This window comes from Streptomyces sp. NPDC086554 (assembly GCF_040686095.1).
In the GTDB taxonomy this organism is placed as follows: Bacteria; Actinomycetota; Actinomycetes; order Streptomycetales; family Streptomycetaceae; genus Streptomyces.
Genome location: NZ_JBFBJK010000005.1, coordinates 185,988 through 209,811, shown reverse-complemented (window position 1 = coordinate 209,811; position 23,824 = coordinate 185,988). Strand labels below are relative to the sequence as shown.

Genomic DNA, 23,824 nt, shown 5'->3' with positions numbered 1-23,824 from the left:
GGTCTTACCGGACTTGGCCCGCTTCTCGGTCATGTCCGGTCACTTCCGGTTGAAGGTAGTCATATGGACGCCGGAATCGAAGGACCGGTTCGCCGACACGGTGAAACCGGTCACCGCGAAGGGGCTCTCGAAGAGGGGGATGCCGGAGCCGATGACGAACGGGTTGCGCTTGATGATCAGCTCGTCGATCTCGTCGATGAGCGCCCCGGCGAGCTTGCCGCCGCCGCACAGCCAGATGTCCAGGCCGTCCTCCTTCTTCAGCTCGCGCACGAGCCCGACCGGGTCGTCGGCGACGAGCGTCACGTCCGAGGGCGTCTCGGTCAGCGTGCTCGAGATGACGTACTGCCTGAGCTGGGGATAGGGGCTGGTCATGCCTATGGGCAGGCCGGCTTCGTAGGTGCTGCGCCCCATGAGGATCGTGTCGAAGCGCTGGTTGGGGGTGTCGGTGAGGCCCAGCGGTCCGCGGGCGACCACGGGCAGGGTCTCGGGGCACTCGGCCATGATCGTCTCGCGGACCTCGCCCTCGAAGGGGAAGAAGTCGAACGATCCGTCGGGGCCCGCGATGAAACCGTCGAGGGTGACGGCGACGTAGTACGTGAGCTTTCGCAAGTGGGGTTCTCCTGGGTAGGACGGCGAGTTCTACGGCTGGGTGCTGCGCCTGATGTACTGTGCTTGAAGTGGTCAGAACTTAGTACTTCACTTGCAGTGGTGTCAACCGGCAACGCTAAACGATTAGGAGAGAACCCCCATGCGTCAGAATCCCGCCCGCCGCACCGCTCTGCTGGACGCCGCCATCGAAGTGCTCGCCCGCGAGGGCTCACGCGGGCTGACCCTCCGCGCCCTCGACACGGAGGCGGGCGTCCCCACGGGCACGGCGTCCAACTACTTCACCAACCGCGCCGACATGCTGGGGCAGATCATGGGGCGCACCCGCGAGCGGCTGACGCCCGATCCGTCGGACGTCGCCGAGACGCTCAAGGCCGAGCCGACGCACGAGCTGGTGAAGACCTTCATGCACCAGATCATCGAGCGGATGCGGGCCGACCGCAGCAGTCATCTGGCCATGCTGGAGCTGCGCCTGATGGCCACCAGGAACCCCGAGCTCCACGCCGAGCTGACGCGCTTCTTCCGTGACGAGCTGGAGGGCAACATCAACTTCCACCTCGACAGCGGGCTGCCGGGCGACACCACGGGCATGGTGCTGCTCTATCTGGCCATGTTCGGGCTGATGGTGGACGACCTGACCATCCCGGAGCTCCTGGCGCCGCATCAGCCGGAGCGTCTGGTCGACGAGATGGTGTCGCGGCTGCTGCTGTAGGGGCCCTCCGGGTCCGTCATGACGACCCACTCGCCACCCGGCTGCTGATCAGGGCGCTGTTGAGCCCGGGTGCCTGTCCGCCTCCTCGGACGTGGCCCGCACGTCGTAGGCCTCCCGCGCGGCCGCGATCTCGTTCTGGTGCTGCTCCGTCCAGGTCACCAGGGACTGGATGGTGTGGTGCAACGTGCCGCCCAGCGGGGTGAGTTCGTACTCGACGCGTGGCGGCACCACGGGATGCACCGTGCGCTTGACCAGGCCGTCGCGCTCCAGCTGGCGCAGCGTGACCGTCAGCATGCGCTGGCTGATGCCGTCGATCTCGCGGCGCAGCTCGGTGAAGCGGAGCTTGCGGTGCTCCAGGAGGGCGATGGTGAGCAGCGACCACTTGTCGGCGACGCGGTCGAGGATCTGCCGCACCTGGCAGTCCTCGCGGGTGTCCCACTGGAAGGGATCGGCGTCCCCGTAGTCCACGCCCGCACCTCCGCCCCCGCCCACGGTGCCTTCGCGGTGACTCGGTGACTTCAAAGTGCCTTCTTCCATACCTGCCGATGGTGCCGCAGGCTTCCAGTGGTTACAAGAGGGAACCGACCCTCGGCCGAGTAACCACTGACTCTCACCGGGAGACACCATGGGCGCACGGGCTTGGGCACTGCTGCTGGTCCTCTGCGGGACGATCTTCCTCGAAGGCATCGACATCGCGATGCTCGCGATCGCCATCCCCACGATCAGATCCGACCTCGGCCTCTCCACCGGCGCAGCGGCCTGGGTCATCAGTGCCTACGTTCTCGGGTACGCGGGCTTCACGCTGCTCGGCGGCCGGGCGGCCGACCTGCTCGGCAGACGGCGGATGTTCCTCACCTGGCTCGGGGTGTTCGTCGTCTTCTCCGGTCTCGGCGGCCTCGCCACCGAGGGCCTGACGCTGATCGTGGCCCGCTTCGTGACGGGCCTCGCGGCGGCGTTCATGACGCCCGCCGCGATGTCGATCATCACGACCTCGTACGCCGAGGGCCCCGAGCGCAACAAGGCCCTGCTGGTCTTCGCCGGCACCTCCGCAGGCGGCTTCTCACTCGGCCTGGTCGTCGGCGGGTTCCTGACCGAACTCGGCTGGCGGTGGGTGTTCTTCGCGCCGGTGCTGCTTGCGGCCGCGATCCTCGCGGCGGCGGTCCGGCTCATCCCGAGAGAGGCGGTGCCCGCGCGCCGCAGGCCCGGCCTGCGCGGCTTCGACCTACCGGGTGCCGCGACGGCGGCCGGGGCGATGCTGCTGCTCGCCTTCGGCGTCGTACGGCTCGAACACGGTCTTGCGGGCTGGCCGTTGACGGCCGGTGCGGTGGCCGCGGGGTTGCTGCTGGGCGCCGCGTTCGTACGGATCGAGCGGCGTACGGCCGAGCCGCTGGTGCGCCTCGGGATCCTGCGCACCGGATCGGTGGTGCGGGCCGGGCTCGGGGCGCTGCTCTTCGTCGGGGCGTTCATGGGCTTCCAGTTCGTCCTGACGCTGTACCTCCAGGAGCTGCGCGGCTGGTCGTCCTGGCAGACGGCCATAGCCCTGGTGGTGATGGGCTGCGACGTGATCCTGGCGCCGACACTCACCCCGCGCCTGGTCGCGAGGTACGGCCACGCCAAGGTGATCCTCGGCGGCTTCCTCCTGGCGACCGTGGCGTACGGCCTCTTCCTCCCCATCGGCATGGACTGGACGTACGCGGCAATGTTCCCGACCCTGCTCCTGGCGGGCACGGCCTTCGCACTGGCCCTGGGCCCGCTGATGATCGCGGCAACGGAAGGGGTGGCCGAGAAGGAACAGGGCCTGGCAGGCGGACTGCTCCAGACCGGCCTCCAGTTCGGCGCGGCGATCGGCATCTCGGGCGTAACGGCAGTCCACGGCCTCGCCCTGTCCGGCGCGGACGCGGCCTCGGACCTCTCCGCGTTCCGCACGGCCCTCGCCGTCCCGGTGACGATGGCGCTCCTGGGCGCGATCGTCTCGGCACAGGGCTTGCGGAGGCGCAGGAGCGGACGGATCGCGGGAGGCAGCGGCGGTCAGCCGCCGCCCCGAAGGGGCGCGGGGAACTGCGCGACCAGCCACGACGCGCCCGCAGACAAGAACGGCAGGCGGCAGCGTCAGACCGCGGACTCCGTCTCCCGCCCGGCGGCGGGAGTCATCGGCTCCGTCTCCCGCCCCGCGGGGGAACCGGAAGACGCCCCAGCAGCAGCCTGACGTACCGCGGCAAGCCGTACCGCATTGGCCCGAGCGGAGCGCAACGCATCCCAGGTCAGCAAGGTCAACGCCAGCCAGACAAGCCCGAACCCGGCCCACCGCTCGGCCGGCATCGCCTCATGGAAGTACAGAATGCCGAGCAGGAACTGGAAGACGGGCGCGAGGTACTGCAGCAGCCCCAGCGTCGACAGCGGCACCCGGATCGCCGCCGCGCCGAAGCAGACCAGGGGAGCGGCGGTGACCACACCGGTCGCCGCGAGCAGCGCCGCGTGCCCGACGCCCTCCGCGCCGAACGTGGCATCACCCTGCGAGGCGAGCCACAGCAGGAAGCCGACCGCGGGCAGGAACTGGATCGCGGTCTCGGCGGCGAGCGACTCCAGGCCGCCGAGGCCCACCTTCTTCTTCACCAGGCCGTACGTGGCGAAGGAGAAGGCCAGACAGAGCGAGATCCACGGCGGCTGTCCGGCGCCGATGGCGAGCACGAGGACCGCCGCGAGGCCGACACCGACGGCCGCCCACTGCACGGGCCGCAGGCGCTCGCCGAGCAGCAGGACGCCCATGGCGATGGTGACCAGGGGGTTGATGAAGTAGCCGAGGGACGCCTCGACGACATGGCCGGAGTTCACGGCCCAGATGTAGACGCCCCAGTTGATGGTGATGACCGCCGCGGCGATCGTCACCAGGCCCAACTTGCGCGGCTGCCGGATCAGTTCGCCGGCCCAGGCCCAGCGCCGTACGAACAGCAGCGCGATGCCGACCACGACCAGCGACCAGGCCATCCGGTGCGCGAGGATCTCGCCGGCCCCGGACGGCTTGAGCAGCGGCCAGAAGAGGGGCACAAGGCCCCACATCCCGTAGGCCGCGAAGCCGTTCAGCAGTCCTATGCGCGCCTCGCTCTTCGGCTGCCCCGCTGCTCCGCTGTCCACGGCCCCTCCTTGGTGCGCGGCAGCCCCACGCTGCCCTCACGAAGGTAGCGGCACAGGGGCCCACCTGTCATGCCCGTATCTCAAAGACGGTCATGACGTTCCGGGGCCCCTCCGCTTTCCCTCCGCTTCCCTCGGCTTCCCTCCGCGCCGCCCGGCGTCAGCCCTTGAGCGCCGCGGCGACCGCGTCGGCGAGGGGCGTGGTGGGCCGCCCGATGAGCCGGGTCAGATCCCCGCTCGTACCGGCGAGCAGCCCCCGCTCGATCGCCGCGTCCACGTCGACGAGGATCGCGGCGAACTGCTCGGGCAGCCCGGCGCCGGTCAGGTTCGCGAGGTTCTGCTCGGCGGAGACCTGTGCGTACGAGATGTCCTTGCCGCTCTGCCGGGCGATCTCGGCGGCGTACTCGGCGAGGCTCCACGCGACATCGCCGCTCAGCTCGTACGCCTTGCCCTGATGGCCATCGCCGGTCAGCACGGCGACGGCGGCCGCGGCGTAGTCGGCGCGCGAGGCGGAGGCGACCCGGCCCTCGCCCGCGGAGGCGACCACGGCGCCGTGCTCCAGGACGGGGGCGAGGTTCTCCGTGTAGTTCTCGTGGTACCAGCCGTTGCGCAGGAACGTGTACGACAGCCCGGATTCGAGGATCAGCTGCTCGGTCGCCTTGTGCTCGGCCGCGAGGTCGAAGTCGGCGTCGGGGCCGCCGAGTACGCCGGTGTACGCGAGGAGAGCGACGCCCGCGGCGCGTGCGGTGTCGATCACAGCGCGGTGCTGCGGCACCCGCTGCCCCATCTCGTTGCCGGAGATCAGCAGCACCTTGTCGCCGGCGGCGAAGACGCCGGTGAGCGAATCGGGCGTGTTGTAGTCGGCGACGCGCAGCTCGACACCGCGCGCGGCCAGCGGGGCGGCCTTCTCCTTGTCGCGGACGACGGCCGCTATCTGCCCGGCGGGGACCCGCGCGGCGAGCAGCCCGTCGATGACGAGACGGCCGAGGTGTCCGGTGGCTCCGGTGACGACGATGCTCATGTCTGAAATCTCCCTGAGTTCCCTTTGGGGCGGTTCGGGACCGAGCCTAGGTCGAACGCTAACTTCTGGAAAGTACCCACTTTGAAGTAAGGTACTGGCATGGGAGTAAGCGACTGGAACCTCGGGGACGAGCCGATGTGCCCGCAGCGCCTCGTCCTTGAACACGTCACGAGCCGCTGGGGTGTACTCGTCCTGCTCACCCTGGACGAGCGCTCGTACCGCTTCAGCGAGCTGCGCAGGGCTCTTGGCCGGGTCAGCGAGAAGATGCTGGCGCAGACCCTGCAGACCCTGGAGCGGGACGGCCTTGTCCACCGCGACGCCAAGCCGGTCATCCCGCCGCGCGTCGACTACTCGCTCACCGATCTGGGGCGTGAGGTCGGTGCGCAGGTCAGGGCGCTCGCCGAGTGGACCGAGCGGCGCCTGGGCGACGTACAGAAGGCGCGTCAGGAGTACGACGAAGCCCGGCCCTGAAGGATCAGGACCGGGCTTCGGGTGGTCGGCGTGCCGAGCTAGCCGACGACCGTCCAGGTGTCGCCGCCCGCGAGCAGTGCGGCCAGATCGCCCTTGCCGTTCTGCTCGATGGCGGTGTCGAGCTGGTCGGCCATGAGCGTGTCGTAGACCGGGCGCTCGACATTGCGGAAGACGCCGATCGGCGTGTGGTGCAGGGTGTCCGGATCGGCGAGCCGGGAGAGCGCGAAAGCCTGCGTCGGCGAGGTCGACTGCGCGTCATGGACCAGAATCTGAGACTCGGTCTCGGACGTGACCGGGACAACTTTGAGATCACCGGTCAGCGGGTCGCGCACCACGCCCTGGGACCCGAGGCCGCTCTCCAGCGGGGTGCCGAAGCGGATCGGCTGCCCGTGCTCCAGGCGGATCACCGCCTCCTCGGCCTGCTGCTTGTCCTTGACGACCTCGAAGGCGCCGTCGTTGAAGATGTTGCAGTTCTGGTAGATCTCCACCAGCGCCGTGCCGGGGTGATCGGCCGCCTCGCGAAGGACCGACGTGAGGTGCTTGCGGTCCGAGTCCACCGTCCGCGCCACGAAACTCGCCTCAGCGCCGATGGCGAGCGATACCGGGTTGAAGGGCGCGTCGAGCGAGCCCATCGGCGTCGACTTGGTGATCTTGCCGACCTCGGAGGTCGGCGAGTACTGGCCCTTGGTGAGGCCGTAGATCCGGTTGTTGAACAGCAGGATCTTCAGGTTCACGTTCCGCCGCAGCGCGTGGATCAGGTGGTTGCCGCCGATGGACAGCGCGTCACCGTCACCGGTGACCACCCACACGCTCAGGTCCCGCCGCGACGAGGCGAGCCCCGTCGCGATGGCCGGCGCACGCCCGTGGATGGAGTGCATCCCGTACGTGTTCATGTAGTACGGGAAACGGGACGAGCAGCCGATGCCCGAGACGAAGACGATGTTCTCCTTCGCCAGACCGAGCTCGGGCATGAAGCCCTGCACGGCCGCCAGGACCGCGTAGTCACCGCAGCCGGGGCACCAACGCACCTCCTGGTCGGACTTGAAGTCCTTCATGGACTGCTTGGCCTCGGCCTTGGGCACCAGCGAAAGCGCTTCGATCGTGCTCCCGGTGCCTTCGGTCTTCGTGTCAGCCATTGATGGCCTCCTTGAGAGCCGTGGCGAGCTGCTCGGCCTTGAACGGCATTCCATTGACCTGGTTGTACGAGACCGCGTCCACCAGGAACCTGGCGCGGACGAGCGTGGCGAGCTGCCCGAGGTTCATCTCGGGAATCACCACCTTGTCGTAACGCTTCAGGACCTCGCCCAGATTCCGCGGGAACGGGTTGAGGTGGCGCAGATGGGCCTGCGCGACGCTCTCGCCCGCCGCGCGCAGCCGGCGCACCGCGGCGGTGATCGGTCCGTAGGTCGAACCCCAGCCCAGGACAAGCAACTTGGCGTCGCCGGTCGCGTCGTCGAACTCCAGGTCGGGCACCTGGATGCCGTCGACCTTGGCCTGGCGGGTGCGGACCATGAAGTCGTGGTTGGCCGGGTCGTAGGAGATGTTGCCGGTGCCGTCCTGCTTCTCGATGCCGCCGATGCGGTGCTCGAGACCGGGCGTGCCGGGGATCGCCCAGGGGCGGGCGAGGGTCTGCGGGTCGCGCTTGTAGGGCCAGAAGACCTCGGTGCCGTCGTCCTCCGTGTGATTGGTGCCCGAGGCGAACTGCACCCGCAGGTCCGGGAGTTCATCGGTGTCCGGGATCCGCCAGGGCTCGGAGCCGTTCGCCAGATAGCCGTCGCTCAGGAGGAAGACGGGCGTGCGGTACGTGACCGCGATCCGCGCCGCCTCCAGCGCCGCGTCGAAGCAGTCGGCGGGAGTCTTCGGCGCCACGATCGGCACCGGAGCCTCGCCGTTGCGGCCGTACATGGCCTGCAGCAGGTCGGCCTGCTCGGTCTTGGTCGGCAGTCCCGTCGAAGGCCCGCCGCGCTGGATGTCCACGATGAGCAGCGGCAGTTCGAGCGAGACCGCGAGCCCGATGGTCTCCGACTTCAGCGCCACACCGGGCCCGGAGGTCGTCGTCACACCGAGCGAACCGCCGAAGGCCGCGCCGAGCGCCGCCCCGATGCCCGCGATCTCGTCCTCGGCCTGGAAGGTGCGCACGCCGAAGTTCTTGTGCTTGGACAGCTCGTGCAGGATGTCCGAGGCCGGGGTGATCGGGTACGAACCCAGATAGAGCGGCAGATCCGCCTGCTGACCTGCGGCGATCAGGCCGTACGACAGGGCGAGGTTCCCGGAGATGTTGCGGTACGTGCCGGTGGGGAACGCCGTGGACGCCGGGGCGACCTCGTACGAGACGGCGAAGTCCTCGGTCGTCTCGCCGAAGTTCCAGCCCGCGTGGAAGGCGGTGATGTTCGCCTCGGCGATGTCCGGCTTCTTGGCGAACTTCGTCCGCAGGAACTTCTCGGTGCCCTCGGTCGGCCGGTGGTACATCCACGACAGCAGGCCGAGCGCGAACATGTTCTTGCTGCGGCCCGCGTCCTTGCGGGAGAGGTCGAACTCCTTGAGCGCCTCGACCGTGAGCGTGGTCAGCGGCACCGGGTGGACGCTGTAGCCGTCCAGCGAACCGTCCTCGAGGGGACTGTTCTCGTAGCCGACTTTTTGCATCGCCCGTTTGGAGAACTCGTCCGTGTTGACGATGATCTCCGCGCCGCGCGGCACGTCGCCGATATTGGCCTTCAGCGCGGCCGGGTTCATCGCGACAAGGACGTTCGGCGCGTCGCCCGGAGTGAGGATGTCGTGGTCGGCGAAATGCAGCTGGAAGGAGGACACGCCCGGCAGGGTTCCGGCAGGAGCCCGGATCTCGGCGGGGAAGTTCGGCAGCGTCGACAGGTCGTTGCCGAAGGACGCCGTCTCTGAAGTGAACCGGTCACCGGTGAGCTGCATGCCGTCCCCGGAGTCACCCGCGAAGCGGATGATCACGCGGTCCAGACGGCGTACGTCTTTCTCACCAGCAGGCTTGCGTTGCTCTCCGACGACTGCCCCGTCGGCCTGCTCGGCTGGGCTACTGACCTGGCTGGTCACTGAACTGGACCTCCCTCGAGGCGGCGATACGGCAAAGGCCGGAAGACCAGCCTTCCCAAGGCCCACCCTACGTCGGTAAGGGTCGCCTTCCTGGGCTCGCTCGCATGATGGACGTGCTTTTGAGACGCGCAATTGCCCTGATTTGACATAGTCTGCCTCGCCCCCCGGCCCGACATGGAAGACGCCCCCCACTCATCCTTTGGTTCTAGGCCCGTTCTCCGTACTCGTGCTCGCGTTCGTACTCGTTCGTACTCGCTCGTGATCGTTCGTATCGTTCGTGCTCGGTTCGGCCTGATCACGCTCTTGTTGCGCCCTAAACATCTGACAGGGTGTCAGTTCCTTAGGAGTTGAGATAGGTCAGCACGGCCAGTACGCGCCGGTGATCTCCGTCACTCTGGGAGAGGCCGAGCTTCATGAAGATATTGCTGACGTGCTTCTCGACGGCGCCGTCGCTCACCACGAGCTGCCGGGCGATCGCCGAGTTCGTCCGCCCCTCGGCCATCAGACCGAGCACCTCGCGCTCGCGCGGCGTCAGGCCCGCGAGGACGTCCTGCTTACGGCTGCGGCCGAGCAGCTGCGCCACGACCTCCGGGTCGAGCGCGGTGCCGCCCTGCGCGACCCGCACCACCGCGTCCACGAACTCACGGACCTCGGCGACCCGGTCCTTGAGCAGATAGCCGACGCCACGGCTGGACCCGGCGAGCAGCTCGGTGGCGTACTGCTCCTCGACGTACTGCGAAAGGACGAGCACCCCGAGCCCCGGATACTGGTGGCGCAGATGGACCGCGGCCCGCACCCCCTCGTCGGTGTGCGTCGGCGGCATCCGCACATCGGCGACCACCACGTCGGGCAGCCCGCCCGTCGAGGAGAGCCCGTCGATCGTCTTGATCAGCGCGTCCGCGTCGCCCACCCCCGCGACGACGTCGTGCCCGCGGTCGGTCAGCAACCGGGTCAGGCCCTCCCTGAGCAGCACTGAATCCTCGGCGATGACCACCCGCACTTTGTCCTCCACGTTCCCGGCCCCCCGGCATATTTGGTTCTTGAGTCCCCCGGCACCTCAGTATCGCGCGTACGCGCGGGCGTTACTTGGTTCGTGGACAGACCGCTTTCCCGTGTTCGCTCTTGGCCTCTTTCGGGCGTACGCACGTGAAGTCGGCCTTGAGGCCGTAGTAGGCGCCGGGGGTCTTGTACTCCTTGACGGCGGCATCCAGCCGCGAGTGTCCCCGCGTACATGCCGAGGAGCACGGCGGTGCCGGTCGTGGGGCGCGTGCTGGGTCGCCGCTGTATCTGCTCACACAGGCGAGCGCGCCCTCGCTGCATGGTGTGCCTCCCCCGAGATGGCCCCTGCCTTCAGTGAGGCAGAAGGTACCCAACTCGGGGGAGGCGGGGCGCTGTTCAAGGAAAGGTCGCGGGCTACGCCCGCCACGGCAGTTCCGCCGTCACCGTCGTCGGCCCGCCCACCGGCGAGTTGACGACCAGGATCCCGTCGACCGCGTCGAGCCGCTCGGCGAGCCCCGCGAGGCCCGAGCCCGACGTCACGTCGGCGCCGCCCGCGCCGTTGTCGGTGACCTGGAGCATCAGCCGGTCCTCGACCTGCCAGACGTCGACCGTGCCGCGCGTCGCCCGCGCGTGCTTGGAGATGTTCTGCATGAGCTCGGAGACCGTGAAGTACGCGATGCCCTCGATCGCGGCGGCAGGACGCGCGGGCAGATCCACCTCGACCTGCACCGGAACCGTGCACCGTGCGGCGAGCGCGGACAGCGCGGCGTCCAGGCCGCGGTCGGTGAGGACCGCCGGGTGGATGCCGCGGGCCAGGTCGCGCAGCTCCTGGAGGGCGACCTTCACCTCGCCGTGCGCCTCGTCCACCATGCGCGCCGCGGCCTCCGGGTCCTCCGCCAGCTTCTCCTTGGCCAGGCCGAGGTCCATGGCGAGCGCGACAAGGCGGGCCTGCGCGCCGTCGTGCAGATCGCGCTCGATGCGGCGCAGATCGGCGGCGGCCGTGTCGACCACGACACCCCGGTCCGACTCCAGCTCGACGACCCGCGTCGCCAGGCTCGACGGGCCGAGCAGACCGACCACCATGACGCGGTCGACGGTGGTCAGGGCCCGGATGATCCAGGGGGTGGCCAGCGTGATCAGCAGTCCGATGAGGGCGGTGACGCCGATCTCGAAGGGGTTGTCCAGGTAGACGCGGTGCCCGTCGTCGCCGTAGAGCTGGATGCCGCCCTGGCCGCCGTACATCGGGAAGAGCCACTGCCACGCCGGGTAGGTCAGCAGCGTCCACCCGGTCGACCAGAAGACCACCGACACGCTGAAGGAGAAGACCGCCCACGGCATGTGGAGCACCGAGTAGAGGACGTGCCGCCAGGAGACACCGCTCTTGAGGACGGCGCCCATCCAACCCATCGGCCCGCCGTTCTTGGGCCGCAGCGGCTCCGGGTTCGCCACCTCGACGCCGAGCAGCGAGCGCGCCCGCACCCGCTCCAGGGCGCCGATGCCCCGGCAGCCGGCAAGACCGGCGGCGAGCACCGGGATGCCGACGAACGTGATCAGGAGGCCTGCGCCGAGCGACAGCATCGTGATCGCGTACGTGAACGTGACGATGCTGATGGGCAGGCTGAGCAGCACATAGCCGAGCTCCTTCCAGGCGCGGGCCTCGAACGGCGCGCGCAGCCCGGCCGGGACACGGTGCCGCCGCTCATCGAGATCGGCACCCCGGAACTCCGAACGGTCCATGCGTCCGTACTCCTGTCCGTACTCCGTGGCCATCGGTGTCGTCCGTTTCTGCTCGGTCGCTGCTCGGTCGGTCGCTGCTCGGTCGTGCGCTGTGTACCTACAGCCTGCTGGCCTGGGCGGATCCGGACCATGTGGTGGGTGGGTGTCTTGGACCGGGGGTTTTCCCTACCCCTGGTCCCGGTCCCGCCACGGCAGCTCCGCCGTGATCGTCGTAGGACCGCCCTGCGGCGATTCGATGACGAACAGGCCGTCGACCGCGCCGAGCCGGTCCGCGAGCCCCGCCATGCCCGTGCCCCCGTCGAGGCTGGCGCCGCCGTGCCCGTCGTCCCACACCTGGATGAGCAGGCGCTGGTCGGTGCGCCACACCTCCACGGACGCCGTGCGCGCCCCGCTGTGCTTGGAGACGTTCTGCAGGAGCTCGGAGACCGTGAAGTACGCGATGCCTTCGATCGCGGCGGCCGGGCGTTCGGGCAGATCGGCGGTCACCTTCACCGGGACCGTGCACCGCGAGGCCACGGAGGAGAGCGCGGCGTCCAGGCCGCGGTCGGTGAGGACCGCCGGGTGGATGCCGCGGGCCAGGTCGCGCAGTTCCTGGAGGGCGAGCTTCACCTCGCCGTGCGCCTCGTCGACCATCGCGGCCGCGGTGTCGGGATCCTCCAGGAGCTTCTCCTTGGCCAGGCCGAGGCCCATGGCGAGCGCGACAAGGCGGGCCTGCGCCCCGTCGTGCAGATCGCGCTCGATACGGCGCAGATCGGCGGCGGCGGTGTCGACCACGACGCCCCGGTCCGACTCCAGTTCGGCGATGCGCCGCTCCAGTTCGTCGGAGGGGGAGAGCAGCCCGCGCGCCATCGCCCGGTCGGCGTTGGTCAGACCGCGCGCGATGTAGGGGAGTACGGGCCAGAACACGAAGAGGCCGGTGAAGGCGACGGTGAAGGTAGCCACGCCCCAGGGCAGCCGGATGAACTCGTACAGCATCGCGCGCCAGCCCACCGGGTCCTTCAGGCTCGACCACAGCCAGCTGAAGAAGCCGTGCCCGTGCTGCCTCGGCAACGGACTCGGCTCGTCGATCCGCAGCCCGAGCAGCGCCCTGGCCCTGGCCCGCTCCGCCTTGCCGAGCTGCCGTGCGCCGATCAGCGCGCCCGCGAGCAGCGGCAGACCGACGACCGTCACGGACAGACCGCCGCCCACCGCCACGGCCACCGTCACGTACACGAAACCGGCCACGCCCAGCGGCAGATTGGCGAGGAGGTGCGCGATCTCCTTCCAGGTGTGCCGGTCGTACGCGGCGAAGCGTGCGGGCGGCGGGGGCGCGGCGGACGCGACGTACGCGGCGTACGCGGAAGGAGAAGGGGACATGGCGCTTGCGGTCATATGCGCAAGGGTGCCCGGCCCGCCGCTCCGGCGCCATGAGGATGACCGCCAGACTGGGTGGGGGATAACCCCACCCGTCCTGACCGAAGCGTGACGCTCTGCTTACCTTGCCTTTAGCAGGCCCTAGACTCCCGTGCGTACAGATCGTCGAACAGTGATCAATGAACTGTGATCACTGAACGGTGATCAATTTCAGAGGCGGTCGGGGACTGTCGGGGAGTGAAGGGGCTGACGTGCACGTGACGAACGTCGCGGCGAGCTACTACCAGTCGTACTCCGTCGTCGGACTGCTCGCCCTCGTCGGCGTGCTGTTCGTCGCCGTCGCCTTCGGCGCGGGGCGGCTGCTGCGGCCCGTCGTGCCGACCCCGGAGAAACTCCTGACGTACGAGTGCGGCGTCGATCCGGTCGGCGAAGGCTGGGCCCACACCCAGGTCCGCTACTACGTCTACGCGTTCCTCTACGTCATCTTCGCCGTCGACTCGATCTTCCTCTTTCCGTGGGCGACGGTCTTCGCCGCGCCCGGCTACGGTGCCACGACGCTGGTGGAGATGTTCATCTTCCTCGGCTTCCTGACCGTGGGTCTGCTGTACGCATACAAGAAGGGCGTCCTGACATGGACGTGACCCCCTCGGAGCCTGTGCTCCTGCCCGAGCCGAAGAAGCTGGGCGTGCTTTCCCGCCTGGCCCCCGAGCCGATGAAGGTGGTCCTCAACTGGGGCCGCCGGTACTCCCTCTGGGTCTTCAACTTCGGCCTCGCCTGCTGCGCGATCGAATTCATCGCGGCGTCCATGGCGCGCCACGACTTCATCCGGCTCGGCGTGATCCCCTTCGCGCCGGGCCCGCGCCAGGCCGACCTGATGGTCGTGTCCGGCACGGTCACGGACAAGATGGCGCCCGCCGTGAAGCGCCTGTACGAGCAGATGCCCGAGCCGAAGTACGTGATCTCCTTCGGCGCCTGCTCCAACTGCGGCGGCCCCTACTGGGACTCGTACTCCGTCACCAAGGGCGTCGACCAGATCATCCCGGTCGATGTGTACGTCCCCGGGTGCCCGCCCCGCCCTGAAGCGCTCCTCCAGGGGATCCTCAAGCTCCAGGAGAAGATCGCGCGGGAGTCGCTGGGGGAGCGGTACGGGGGCGGTGCGCGGCCTTCGGCGGCGGCGCTGCAGAGCGGTCTGGTGAAGCCGCCTTCTGCTCCTTCCACTCCTTCTGCTCCTGCTGCCTCGGGGGAGGACAAGGCATGACGGGCTGGCTGCCGAGCCCCGTGGAGGAGCTCTTCGGCGCGGAGGCGACGGCCGACGAGTCGTACGACCTCCTGACGGTGGACGTCCCGCCGACCTCCTGGATCGCCGCGCTGGAAACCGCGCGCACGACCCTGACCTGCACGTACTTCGACTGGCTGAGCGCGGTCGACGAACCGGGCACGGGCTTCCTCGTCTCGGCGCACGTCGTCGCCCTCTCTCCGGTACGACGTCTCCTCATCCGTACGACCGTTCCGCACGACGCCCCGGTCCTGCCGACGGCGGTTGAGGTCTACGCGGGCGCGGCCTGGCATGAGCGCGAGACGCACGAGATGTTCGGCATCGACTTCGAAGGCCACCCGAACCTGACACCGCTGCTCCTCCCCGAGACCTTCGAAGGCCACCCCCTGCGCAAGGACTTCGTGCTCGCCGCCCGTGTCGCGAAGGCCTGGCCGGGCGCCAAGGAGCCGGGGGAGTCGGAGCACGGCGGCCCCAAGCGCCGCCAGATGCTGCCCCCCGGCGTGCCGGACCCGAACGAATGGGGCCCCCTGAAGGGCCAACTCCCCGCGGCCCCGGCCCGCCCGGCCCGCGGCACGGCCCGAGCGGCAGGCGACCGCCCGGCCCGCCGCACCCGCACAGCGGGCGAAGGCTCGGCAAGCCAGTCCGCCGCAACAGCGGAGCAGCCCGCTCCCGCTACGGGCGCCCCGGGACAGCCCACCACCGGCACCCCGGAAGCGCCCCGCCCGCGCCGGTCCCGCAGCGTGAGCCAGGGCTCGGCGTCCCAGCGCCCGACGCCGGAGACTGCTCCTCCGACGCCGGGGACGCCGCCTGCACCTGAGGCGACACCGCCTGCGCCGGAGGCAAAGCCTGAGGCGAGTGCGAGTGCGAGTGCGAGTGCGAGTGCGACGGCGAAGGCTGAGGCGACGGCGGTGGCGAAGCCTGAGGGCGAGGTGACCGCGCCGACGAAGCCCGAAGCCGAGGCGAAGCCCGCGGCGGCGACCCCGCCCGTCTCCGACGCTCCGTGGCACAAGGCGCGCCCGGCATTCGACGACGCGGACCAGCCGAAGCCGACGCCACCGGGAGCCGAAGCGGCAACGGAAGCCGAGACGGCACCAGAAACTGAGGCGGCACCCAAGGCGGAGCCGACACCCCCGGCTGAGCCGAAGCCCAAGCCCGAGGCCGAGCCGCCAGCGGAGCAGACGCCCGCGGCCGAGCCGACCCTCAAGGCGGCGCCGGGGCCTGCGGTCGAGCCGACTGCCGAGATCCAGCCGACGCCCGAGCCGGCACCGGAAACTGAGGCGGCACCTAAGGCGGAGCCGACACTCCCCGCTGAGCCGAAGCCCAAGCCCGAGCCGCCAGCGGAGCAGACGCCCGCGGCCGAGCCGACGCCCAAGACGGCGCCGACACCTGCGGTCGAGCCGACTGCCGAGACCGCGCCCGAACCCGCGCAGATGCCCGCACCCGAGGCCAAGCCGACACCGGAACAGACGCCCGCGCCTGATCCGGAGCCCGCAGCCGAGCCGACGCCCGAGACCGAGCCGACGCCCAAGGCGGCGCCGACACCTGCGGTCGAGCCGACGCCTGAGCCGACTGCCGAGGCCCAGCCGACGCCGGAGCCCGATCAGACGCCCGGGCCCGAGCCGACACCCAAGCCCGAGCTGACGGCCGACGCGGAGCCCGCACCGGCACCGGCCCCCGAGCCCACCTCAGCAACCGACCCCACCTCCGCCCCTACCGAAACCCCCAACGACGACCGCCCAGGAGGCACGGAGTGAACGACGCTCTCGATGTTGCCCTGCGGCTCCTCATCGTCTTCGCTGTGTTCATGGTGCTGCCCCTCGTCATCGGGCAGACCGAGCACAAGGTGATGGCCCACATGCAGGGCCGCCTCGGCCCCATGTACGCGGGCGGTTTCCACGGCTGGGCGCAGCTCGTCGCGGACGGCGTGAAGTTCGCGCAGAAGGAAGATGTCGTACCGGCCGACGCCGACCGCCGCATCTTCCAGCTCGCCCCCGCCGTCGCCCTGCTGCCCTACCTCCTCGTCCTCGTCGCCATCCCCATCGGCCCGAGCGAAGGCGCCGTCGGCCAACTCGTCGACGCGGGCATCTTCTTCGTCCTCGCGGTCATGGGCATCGGCGTACTCGGCTCGCTGATGGCCGGCTGGGCCAGCGCCAACAAGTTCTCCCTCCTCGGCGGCCTCCGCACCGCCGCCCAGCTCCTCGCGTACGAACTCCCGATGCTGCTCGCCGCGGCGTCGGTCGCGATGGCGGCCGGGACGGTGTCGCTCCCCGGCATCCTCAACGCCTTCGAGTGGTGGTGGCTGCCCTGGCAGATCGTCGGCGCCCTCGTCTTCTTCGTCGCGGGCCTCGCCGAACTCCAGCGCCCGCCCTTCGACATGCCGGTCGCCGACTCGGAGATCATCTTCGGCGCGTACACGGAGTACACGGGCCTCCGCTTCGCCCTCTTCCTCCTCGCCGAGTACGCCGGAATCATCGTCCTCTGCGGCCTCACCACCGTCCTCTTCCTCGGCGGCTGGCACGGCCCCTGGGGCGCCGACGGCCTCGGCTGGGTCTGGACCCTCCTGAAGACGGCGGTACTCGCCTTCCTCGTGATCTGGCTGCGCGTCAGTTACCCCCGTCTCCGTGAGGACCAGCTCCAGAAGCTCTCCTGGACCCTCCTCGTCCCGCTCGCCCTCGCGCAGATCGCGCTCACCGGAATCGTGAAGGTGGCGATCAACTAATGCCTCCGATCCCTGGCAGCGGCCTGGCCAAGGGCCTCGCCGTCACCCTCCGCACGATGACGAAGAAGACCGTCACCCAGCAGTACCCGGAGCACCAGCCCGAACTCCCGCCCCGAACCCGAGGCGTCATCGGGCTCTTCGAGGAGAACTGCACGGTCTGCATGCTGTGCGCCCGCGAGTGCCCCGACTGGTGCATCTACATCGACTCCCACAAGGAGACGGTCCCGCCGGCCGTCGAGGGCGGCCGCGAGCGCAGCCGCAACGTCCTCGACCGCTTCGCCATCGACTTCGCGCTCTGCATGTACTGCGGCATCTGCATCGAGGTCTGCCCCTTCGACGCCCTGTTCTGGTCCCCGGAGTTCGAGTACGCCGAGACCGACATCCACGAACTCACCCACGAGCGCGACAAGCTCCGCGACTGGATGTGGACGGTCCCGGCCCCGCCCGCCCTGGACCCCGCCGCCGAGGAACCCAAGGAGATCGCCACCGCCCGCAAGGCGGCGGAGAAGCTGGCCGCGGCGCAACAGGCCCCGGCACCCGGACCGGAGGGAGACGCGTGAGCTTCGCAGCAGCCTCCGAAGCGGCGGCCAAGGCCGCCGAGAGCCAGGGCTTCCTCTCCCCGACGGGAGTGGAGATCGCCTTCCTCCTCGTCGGCCTTGTCACCCTCGGCTCGGCGATCGTCACCGTCACCACCAGGCAGCTGGTGCACGCCGCCCTGTGGCTGGTGGCGACGCTCGGCGGCCTGGCCGTCGAGTACCTCCTGCTCACCGCCGAGTTCATCGCCTGGGTGCAGGTACTGATCTATGTCGGTTCCGTCGTCGTCCTCCTCCTGTTCGGTCTGATGCTCACCCGGGCCCCCATCGGCCGCTCCCCGGACGCCGATTCGGGCAACCGCCCGGTCGCGCTCGCGGTGGCCGTCCTCGCGGCCGCCGCCCTGGTCTGGGTCGTCGTCGACGCCTTCCGGACCACCTGGATCGACCTGGACCGCGCCGCCGACGAGGCCCAGGGCTCCACCGCCGTGACCGGAAAGTTCCTCTTCCAGCACTGGGTACTGCCCTTCGAGGCCCTCTCGGTCCTGCTCCTCGCCGCCCTGGTCGGCGCGATCGTCCTCTCCCGCAGGAACGCCCGCATGACCCGGCTGACCAACACCCCCGGCGACACCCGCACGAACGGTGCCCCCAGCGACAAGGAGCAGCGCTGATGCACCTCGCCTATCCCGCCGTCCTGGCCGTCCTCCTCTTCTGCGTAGGCCTGTACGGAGTACTCGCCCGCCGCAACGCGATCCTGGTCCTGATGTCCGTCGAGCTAATGCTCAACGCCGTCAACCTCAACCTGGTCGCCTTCGACGTCTGGCTGCGCGACGCCCTCCACTCCGGCCAGGCCCTGACCCTCTTCACCATCGCCATCGCCGCCGCCGAGATCGGCATCGGCCTTGCGATCGTCCTCGCCGTCTACCGCAACCGCGGCTCCTCCGCCGTCGACGACCTCCGCGACACCGCCGAGGGCCCCGAAGACCCCGAAGACGATGCCGAGGGCGCGGCCACCGAAGAGCCCGCCCCGGCAGCGAAGTCGCAGAAGTCGCAGAAGGCTGAGGCCACCGCGTGACCACGACCACCCTCGCCGTACTCGTCCCCCTCCTGCCGTTCCTCGGCGCGGCCGCCGGCCTGCTCCTCGGCCGCACGATCCCCGGACTCGTACGCCCCCTCGCGGTGCTGCCCACGCTGGCCGCGCTCGTCCTCGCCGTCCTGGTCGCCACCCGCCAGGGCGGCGGCGCCGACATCGATTCCGCCACCGAGCTCACCCCGACCGGCTCGGTTCCGATCGAACTCGCCCTGCACATCGACGGCTTCGGCGCCCTGGTCGCCGTCCTGGTCGGCGTCGTCGCCTCCTGCGTGCAGATCTACTCGACGGGCTACCTGCGCGACGACCCGCGCTACCCCTCGTACGCCGCTCTCGTCTCCCTCTTCACCTCCGCGATGCTGCTCGTCGTCTACTCCGGCGACCTGATGGTGCTCCTGGTCGGCTGGGAGATCATGGGCATCTGCTCGTACTTCCTCGTCGGCCACTACTGGGAGACGCCCGAAGCACGCGCCGCCTCCCTCAAGGCCTTCCTGGTCACCAAGCTCGGCGACGTCCCCTTCCTGATCGGCCTGTTCGCGCTGGCCGTCGACGCGGGCTCCTTCCGCATCACGACCGTCCTCGCGACGGTCGCGGACGGCGGCCTCGACCACCCCACGCTCATCGCGCTGCTGCTCCTCGCGGGCGTGGCCGGCAAGTCCGCGCAGTTCCCGCTGCACACCTGGCTGCCCGACGCGATGGCGGGTCCCACGCCCGTCTCCGCGCTCATCCACGCCGCGACGATGGTCGCCGCCGGTGTCTACTTCGTCGCCCGGCTCCTCCCCGTCTTCGCCGCCTCCGCCGCGGCCCTGGTCGTCCTCGCCGTCATGGCGGCCGTCACGATGGCCGGTTCGGCCCTCGCCGCGCTCGCCCAGGACGACATCAAGCGCGTCCTCGCCTACTCGACGATCGGTCAGCTCGGCTATCTGACCGGCGCTCTCGCCGTCGGCGAACGCGGTGCCGCCGTCTTCCACCTCCTGTCGCACGGCGCCTTCAAGGCGCTCCTCTTCCTCGGCGCGGGCGTGATCATCCACGCCGCCGGCACCAACTCCCTCGCCGCGATGTCCCGCATGAAGGGCCTGCGCGACCGCGTCCCCGACGCCTTCTGGACGATGACCGTGGCGCTCTTCGCGCTCGCCGCGATCCCGCCGTTCAGCGGCTTCTTCTCCAAGGAAGCCGTCCTGGGCGCCGCCGAGCACGCGGCCACGGGTCACTCCGAGACCGCGCCCACCGCGGCGGGCTGGATCGTCCTGGTCGCCGGTCTGCTGACCGCCCTCCTCACCGCCGCCTACGCGACGCGCCTGTGGCTCCTCGCCTTCAACGGCAAGGGAGCCGAAGCCCCGGACCACGGCAGGCAGCCCGTCACGATGACCGCCGTGCTCTGGGTGCTCGCCGTCCCCTCACTCGCCTTCGGCCTCACCGTCGGCGTCCTGCCGGACTGGTTCGACGGCCACGAGCTCACCCCGACCCTCACCACCTCCGTCCTCGGTACGGGACTCGCCCTCGTCGGCGGGCTCGTCACGTACGGCGCGTGGCGTCACACCACCGCGCTCGCCGCCCGCGTCCCGATGGGCGCGGTCGCCGCCGACGCGGAGGCCGACGGCGGTCTCGTCGAGGCAGAGGCCATCGCTACGCACGCCCCCGCGTACGGGGATGTGGCCGCAGCCCACGACCCGGCGGACCCGGGCCGCCTCCTGCTCGGCCCGCTGTACCGCCACGCTGCCGTCGGTTTCCACGTCGACGCCGTCTACTCCGCCCTGTTCGTGCGCCCCGTCCAGGCGGCCGCGAGCCTCGTCCGGTTCCTCGACCGCGAGGTCGTCGACACGTACGTACGTGGCGCGGGCACCGCACCCCGCTGGCTCGGCACGGCCGTCCGCCGCGCCCAGACCGGCAATGTGCAGACCTACCTGAGCGCGCTGCTCGCAGGCACCGTCGTCCTGGCTGTCGCCGCCGTCCTCGTCGCCACCGTCGGAGCGTGAGCAGCCGTGATCGATATCAGCGAATCCGTGATGCAGTTCCTCCTCGCATTGATCATCGTCGGCCCGCTCATCGGCGCCGTCGCCGCCCTCCTGCCGGCCCCGCCCGGACTGAAGGGGAAGTCGCCCGACCAGGCCGTGCTCCGCCACGGCGTGACCGTGACCGGCGCGGTCCTCATCGCCGCGATCGTCCTCGCGCTCGGCTTCGACCACGACCACCCGTCGAAGATGCAGGCCACGACCGATATCAGCTGGATCCCCGCACTCGACGTGCGCATCCACCTCGGCATCGACGGCATCTCGCTCCCCCTCCTGGTCCTGACCGCGCTGCTGACCTTCCTCTGCGCGCTGTACTCCTACTTCAAAATGCCGACTGGGCCGTCCCCCAAGGCATTTGTGGCACTGATCCTCGTGCTCGAGTCCGGCACCCTCGCGACCTTCGCCGTCCTCGATCTGCTGCTGTTCTTCCTGGCGTTCGAGATGGTGCTCATCCCGATGTACTTCCTCATCGCCCGCTGGGGCGGTGAGCAACGGGTCCAAGCCGCTTGGAAGTTCATCCTCTTCACGCTGCTCGGCTCCGTCGTGATGCTGCTCGGTCTCCTCCTCATCGGCCTGAATTCCGGCACATTCGACATGGTGGCACTCGCCACTGACAACGGCCGTGGCCTGACAACATCCGTGCAGGTCATCGCAGTTCTGGCGATCGGGATCGGGCTCGCGGTCAAGACGCCGATGTGGCCGCTGCACAGCTGGCTGCCGGACGCGCACACCGCCGCGCCCACCGTCGGCTCGGTGCTGCTGGCCGGTGTGCTGCTGAAGATGGGCACGTACGGGTTCGTCCGCATCCTGCTGCCCATCACGCCCGACGGGATGAGCACCTTCGCGCCGTACCTCGCGGCCTTCGCGGTCGTCGGGATCATCTACGGATCGCTCGCCTGCCTCGCCCTCGCCAAGCAGGGCGCGAAGGGCGACCTCAAGCGCCTCATCGCCTACTCGTCCGTGGGACACATGGGCTTCGTGCTCCTCGGCATCTCGACGATGAGCCCGACCGGCGTGAACGGCGCGCTGTTCGCCAACATCGCGCACGGCCTCATCACCGGCCTGCTGTTCTTCCTCGTCGGCGCGCTGAAGGACCGCACCGGCACCAGCGACCTCGACACCCTCGCGCAGGAGTCGGGCGCCGCGCTCTACGGCAAGGCACCCCGCCTCGGCGGCCTGCTCGCCTTCGGCGCGGTCGCCTCGCTCGGACTGCCGGGCCTGGCCGGATTCTGGGGCGAGATGCTCGCCCTGTTCGGCGCGTTCAAGCCCGCTGACGACCTCAGCCGCCCCGCCTTCCTCACGTTCATGGCGATCGCCGCCTTCGGCACCCTGCTCACCGCCGCGTACATGCTCATCGTCGTACGCCGTGTCTGCATGGGCCCGCTGCCGCACGGCGCCGCCGCGACAGAATCCCCGGCGCTCGCCGACGTCCAGGGCTATGAGTTCGCCGCCTGGACCCCGCTCGTCGCCCTCACCGTCCTCGCCGGACTCTGGCCCGCCGCGCTGCTCGGCCTCACCGACCCGGCCGTGCAGCAGCTCCTCGCAGGAGGCAAGTCGTGACCGTGGCCGCCGAAAGCGCCGCCAGCGTCGTCCAGTCCGTCGACTGGCTCGCGATCGCCCCGCCCACCATCGCGGCGGTCGTCGGTCTCCTCGTGCTCGTCGCCGACCTCTTCGTGGGCGACAACAAGAAGGCGCTGCTCGGCTGGATCTCCGTGGCGGGTCTTGCCGCCGCCGCGCTCTCCCTGCTGCCGATCCTGAACGACGACCGGTCGACCTTCTGCCTGACCGGCGGCGCGGACGCCTGCAGCTACACCGCCGACCGCTTCACGCTCGTCATCCAGCTCCTCGTCCTGGGCGGCGCGCTACTGGCCGCCCTCCTGTCGATGAGCGCTCTGAAGGACGCGAACGGCACCAACAAGGAACTCCCCGAAGGGGAGTTCTGGTTCCTGCTGCTGTCCTCGGCCGCGGGCGCCGCGCTGCTGCCGGCCTCCCGCGACCTCGCGACCCTCGTCGTCGCCCTGGAGGTCGCCTCGCTGCCCGCCTTCGCGCTCGTCGGCCTCAAGTACGGCGACAAGCGGTCCTCCGAAGCGGCCCTGAAGTTCTTCCTCTCCTCGGTCGCCGCGACCGCCGTGACGCTGATGGGCGTCAGCTTCGTGTACGCGGCGACCGGCACCCTGCACCTCACCGAGATCGCCACCGAACTCCGCAACGTGGACGGGCAGCTGGACACGCTCGCCCAGACCGGCGTCGCCCTCACCCTCGTCGGCTTCGCCTTCAAGGTGGCGGCCGTGCCCTTCCACTTCTGGGTACCCGACACCTACGTAGGCGCCCCCTTGCCGGTGGCGGCCTACCTCTCCGTGGTCGGCAAGGCGGTCGGCTTCACCGGCCTGATCCTCGTCACCGTCGTCGCCTTCCCCTCGTACGCGGACGTGTGGGGCCCGGCGCTCGCCGTGCTCGCCGCCCTCACCATGACCGCGGGCAACGTGGCGGCACTGCGGCAGCAGGCCACGCGCGCGTACAGCGCGGTCCGCCTGCTCGCCTGGTCCTCGGTCGGCCAGGCCGGCTACCTCCTGGTGCCGATCGCCGCGGCCGGATACGCGGACAACCCGGCGGAGGCGGAGAAGGCCATCGGCTCCACCGTCGCGTACGCCCTGATGTACGCGGCCGTGAACCTCGGAGCCTTCGCCGTGGCCGCGCTCGTCGGCCGCACGCAGCGCCTGAACCGCGTCAGCGACTACCGGGGCCTGTACGCCAAGAGCCCCCTGTCCGCTCTGGTGCTCGGCTTCTTCCTGCTCTGCCTCGCGGGCCTGCCGCCGGGCATCATCGGCCTCTTCGCGAAGGTCACCGTCTTCTCGGCGGCGGTCGACGCGGGCCTCGGCTGGCTCGCCGTGGTGATGGCCGTGAACGTGGTGATCGCGCTCTTCTACTACCTCCAGTGGACCGCGCTCCTCTTCCGCGCCCCCGAGGGCGAGCCGGTGCAGCACCGCGTGCCCGCCCCGCTGACGGCGGCCATCGCCCTGACCGCGGTCCTCGGCGTCGCCCTCTCCGGAGCGCCACAACTCGTCCTGAGGTTCGCGGACACCGGCCTCTTCTGACGGCGCCCTTCCCA

The 23,824-nt window shown here is 70.0% G+C and carries 22 protein-coding genes; 13 read left to right on the top strand and 9 right to left on the bottom strand.

Annotated features, from left to right (window positions below; genetic code table 11):
- Positions 1-39: 39 nt before the first annotated feature.
- On the bottom strand, positions 40-609 hold the full coding sequence (locus AB0O76_RS10440; RefSeq protein WP_365487507.1) for a dihydrofolate reductase family protein: 570 nt from the start codon (positions 607-609) through the stop codon (positions 40-42).
- A 139-nt stretch (positions 610-748) separates the two neighbouring features.
- Between AB0O76_RS10440 and AB0O76_RS10435 the strand changes: the two genes are divergently transcribed.
- Positions 749-1,318, top strand: coding sequence for a TetR family transcriptional regulator (locus AB0O76_RS10435; protein ID WP_365487504.1), 570 nt, complete (start codon positions 749-751; stop codon positions 1,316-1,318).
- A 48-nt stretch (positions 1,319-1,366) separates the two neighbouring features.
- On the opposite strand, the gene AB0O76_RS10430 is transcribed toward AB0O76_RS10435, so the two are convergent.
- Entirely contained in the window at positions 1,367-1,855 is a 489-nt protein-coding gene (locus AB0O76_RS10430; protein ID WP_365487502.1) for a helix-turn-helix domain-containing protein, read from the bottom strand.
- Positions 1,856-1,943: 88 nt separating this feature from the next.
- On the opposite strand from AB0O76_RS10430, the gene AB0O76_RS10425 reads away from it, so the two are divergent.
- Positions 1,944-3,524, top strand: coding sequence for an MFS transporter (locus AB0O76_RS10425; RefSeq protein WP_365487499.1), 1,581 nt, complete (start codon positions 1,944-1,946; stop codon positions 3,522-3,524).
- Here AB0O76_RS10425 and rarD read toward each other — a convergent pair.
- Entirely contained in the window at positions 3,428-4,375 is a 948-nt protein-coding gene (rarD, locus tag AB0O76_RS10420; protein WP_365488067.1) for an EamA family transporter RarD, read from the bottom strand. The genes AB0O76_RS10425 and rarD overlap by 97 nt on opposite strands.
- 232 nt (positions 4,376-4,607) lie before the next feature.
- Positions 4,608-5,468, bottom strand: coding sequence for an SDR family oxidoreductase (locus AB0O76_RS10415; protein ID WP_365487496.1), 861 nt, complete (start codon positions 5,466-5,468; stop codon positions 4,608-4,610).
- A 99-nt stretch (positions 5,469-5,567) separates the two neighbouring features.
- On the opposite strand from AB0O76_RS10415, the gene AB0O76_RS10410 reads away from it, so the two are divergent.
- Positions 5,568-5,939: a helix-turn-helix domain-containing protein gene (locus tag AB0O76_RS10410; protein ID WP_365487493.1), complete on the top strand. Its 372-nt coding sequence runs from the start codon at positions 5,568-5,570 to the stop codon at positions 5,937-5,939.
- A 38-nt stretch (positions 5,940-5,977) separates the two neighbouring features.
- Here AB0O76_RS10410 and AB0O76_RS10405 read toward each other — a convergent pair whose 3' ends face one another.
- The 5 genes from AB0O76_RS10405 to AB0O76_RS10385 form a co-directional block, all read right to left on the bottom strand.
- Positions 5,978-7,075 (bottom strand): 2-oxoacid:ferredoxin oxidoreductase subunit beta, encoded by a 1,098-nt coding sequence (locus tag AB0O76_RS10405; protein WP_365487490.1) that lies wholly within the window; start codon positions 7,073-7,075, stop codon positions 5,978-5,980.
- Complete coding sequence (locus AB0O76_RS10400; protein ID WP_365487487.1) at positions 7,068-8,999, bottom strand: 2-oxoacid:acceptor oxidoreductase subunit alpha; 1,932 nt, start codon at positions 8,997-8,999, stop codon at positions 7,068-7,070. Before AB0O76_RS10400 ends, AB0O76_RS10405 begins: the two co-directional genes overlap by 8 nt.
- Before the next feature lie 340 nt (positions 9,000-9,339).
- Positions 9,340-9,999 (bottom strand): response regulator transcription factor, encoded by a 660-nt coding sequence (locus AB0O76_RS10395; protein ID WP_365488065.1) that lies wholly within the window; start codon positions 9,997-9,999, stop codon positions 9,340-9,342.
- 413 nt (positions 10,000-10,412) lie between these two features.
- Complete coding sequence (locus tag AB0O76_RS10390) at positions 10,413-11,768, bottom strand: sensor domain-containing protein (RefSeq protein ID WP_365487484.1); 1,356 nt, start codon at positions 11,766-11,768, stop codon at positions 10,413-10,415.
- Positions 11,769-11,900: 132 nt separating this feature from the next.
- On the bottom strand, positions 11,901-13,091 hold the full coding sequence (locus AB0O76_RS10385; protein ID WP_365488061.1) for a sensor domain-containing protein: 1,191 nt from the start codon (positions 13,089-13,091) through the stop codon (positions 11,901-11,903).
- A 248-nt stretch (positions 13,092-13,339) separates the two neighbouring features.
- On the opposite strand from AB0O76_RS10385, the gene AB0O76_RS10380 reads away from it, so the two are divergent.
- The 10 genes from AB0O76_RS10380 to AB0O76_RS10335 are packed head-to-tail and all read left to right on the top strand — an operon-like array spanning position 13,340 to position 23,810.
- Complete coding sequence (locus tag AB0O76_RS10380; protein ID WP_365487482.1) at positions 13,340-13,729, top strand: NADH-quinone oxidoreductase subunit A; 390 nt, start codon at positions 13,340-13,342, stop codon at positions 13,727-13,729.
- Complete coding sequence (locus AB0O76_RS10375; protein WP_365487479.1) at positions 13,720-14,346, top strand: NADH-quinone oxidoreductase subunit B family protein; 627 nt, start codon at positions 13,720-13,722, stop codon at positions 14,344-14,346. The genes AB0O76_RS10380 and AB0O76_RS10375 overlap by 10 nt, the downstream gene beginning before the upstream one ends.
- Positions 14,343-16,118 (top strand): NADH-quinone oxidoreductase subunit C, encoded by a 1,776-nt coding sequence (locus AB0O76_RS10370; RefSeq protein WP_365487476.1) that lies wholly within the window; start codon positions 14,343-14,345, stop codon positions 16,116-16,118. The genes AB0O76_RS10375 and AB0O76_RS10370 overlap by 4 nt, the downstream gene beginning before the upstream one ends.
- Positions 16,115-17,083 (top strand): complex I subunit 1 family protein, encoded by a 969-nt coding sequence (locus tag AB0O76_RS10365; protein ID WP_365487474.1) that lies wholly within the window; start codon positions 16,115-16,117, stop codon positions 17,081-17,083. The genes AB0O76_RS10370 and AB0O76_RS10365 overlap by 4 nt, the downstream gene beginning before the upstream one ends.
- Positions 17,083-17,643: an NADH-quinone oxidoreductase subunit I gene (locus AB0O76_RS10360; RefSeq protein ID WP_365487471.1), complete on the top strand. Its 561-nt coding sequence runs from the start codon at positions 17,083-17,085 to the stop codon at positions 17,641-17,643. The genes AB0O76_RS10365 and AB0O76_RS10360 overlap by 1 nt, the downstream gene beginning before the upstream one ends.
- Positions 17,640-18,284 (top strand): NADH-quinone oxidoreductase subunit J, encoded by a 645-nt coding sequence (locus AB0O76_RS10355; protein ID WP_365487468.1) that lies wholly within the window; start codon positions 17,640-17,642, stop codon positions 18,282-18,284. Before AB0O76_RS10360 ends, AB0O76_RS10355 begins: the two co-directional genes overlap by 4 nt.
- Positions 18,284-18,688, top strand: a complete 405-nt coding sequence (gene nuoK, locus AB0O76_RS10350) for an NADH-quinone oxidoreductase subunit NuoK (protein ID WP_365487466.1) — start codon at positions 18,284-18,286, stop codon at positions 18,686-18,688. The genes AB0O76_RS10355 and nuoK overlap by 1 nt, the downstream gene beginning before the upstream one ends.
- On the top strand, positions 18,685-20,679 hold the full coding sequence (locus AB0O76_RS10345) for an NADH-quinone oxidoreductase subunit L (protein WP_365487463.1): 1,995 nt from the start codon (positions 18,685-18,687) through the stop codon (positions 20,677-20,679). Before nuoK ends, AB0O76_RS10345 begins: the two co-directional genes overlap by 4 nt.
- A 6-nt stretch (positions 20,680-20,685) precedes the next feature.
- Positions 20,686-22,275: an NADH-quinone oxidoreductase subunit M gene (locus AB0O76_RS10340; RefSeq protein WP_365487460.1), complete on the top strand. Its 1,590-nt coding sequence runs from the start codon at positions 20,686-20,688 to the stop codon at positions 22,273-22,275.
- Positions 22,272-23,810 (top strand): NADH-quinone oxidoreductase subunit N, encoded by a 1,539-nt coding sequence (locus tag AB0O76_RS10335; protein ID WP_365487458.1) that lies wholly within the window; start codon positions 22,272-22,274, stop codon positions 23,808-23,810. The genes AB0O76_RS10340 and AB0O76_RS10335 overlap by 4 nt, the downstream gene beginning before the upstream one ends.
- Positions 23,811-23,824 lie beyond the last annotated feature (14 nt).

Bases quoted from the DNA above. Each gene is read 5' to 3' on its own strand.
- AB0O76_RS10390 (WP_365487484.1), bottom strand. From the start codon at position 11,768: ATGGCCACGGAGTACGGACAGGAGTACGGACGCATGGACCGTTCGGAG.
- AB0O76_RS10375 (WP_365487479.1), top strand. From the start codon at position 13,720: ATGGACGTGACCCCCTCGGAGCCTGTGCTCCTGCCCGAGCCGAAGAAG.
- AB0O76_RS10410 (WP_365487493.1), top strand. From the start codon at position 5,568: ATGGGAGTAAGCGACTGGAACCTCGGGGACGAGCCGATGTGCCCGCAG.
- AB0O76_RS10385 (WP_365488061.1), bottom strand. From the start codon at position 13,091: ATGTCCCCTTCTCCTTCCGCGTACGCCGCGTACGTCGCGTCCGCCGCG.
- AB0O76_RS10435 (WP_365487504.1), top strand. From the start codon at position 749: ATGCGTCAGAATCCCGCCCGCCGCACCGCTCTGCTGGACGCCGCCATC.
- AB0O76_RS10370 (WP_365487476.1), top strand. From the start codon at position 14,343: ATGACGGGCTGGCTGCCGAGCCCCGTGGAGGAGCTCTTCGGCGCGGAG.
- rarD (WP_365488067.1), bottom strand. From the start codon at position 4,375: ATGTGGGGCCTTGTGCCCCTCTTCTGGCCGCTGCTCAAGCCGTCCGGG.
- nuoK (WP_365487466.1), top strand. From the start codon at position 18,284: ATGCACCTCGCCTATCCCGCCGTCCTGGCCGTCCTCCTCTTCTGCGTA.
- AB0O76_RS10405 (WP_365487490.1), bottom strand. From the start codon at position 7,075: ATGGCTGACACGAAGACCGAAGGCACCGGGAGCACGATCGAAGCGCTT.
- AB0O76_RS10415 (WP_365487496.1), bottom strand. From the start codon at position 5,468: ATGAGCATCGTCGTCACCGGAGCCACCGGACACCTCGGCCGTCTCGTC.
- AB0O76_RS10360 (WP_365487471.1), top strand. From the start codon at position 17,083: ATGCCTCCGATCCCTGGCAGCGGCCTGGCCAAGGGCCTCGCCGTCACC.
- AB0O76_RS10425 (WP_365487499.1), top strand. From the start codon at position 1,944: ATGGGCGCACGGGCTTGGGCACTGCTGCTGGTCCTCTGCGGGACGATC.
- AB0O76_RS10430 (WP_365487502.1), bottom strand. From the start codon at position 1,855: ATGGAAGAAGGCACTTTGAAGTCACCGAGTCACCGCGAAGGCACCGTG.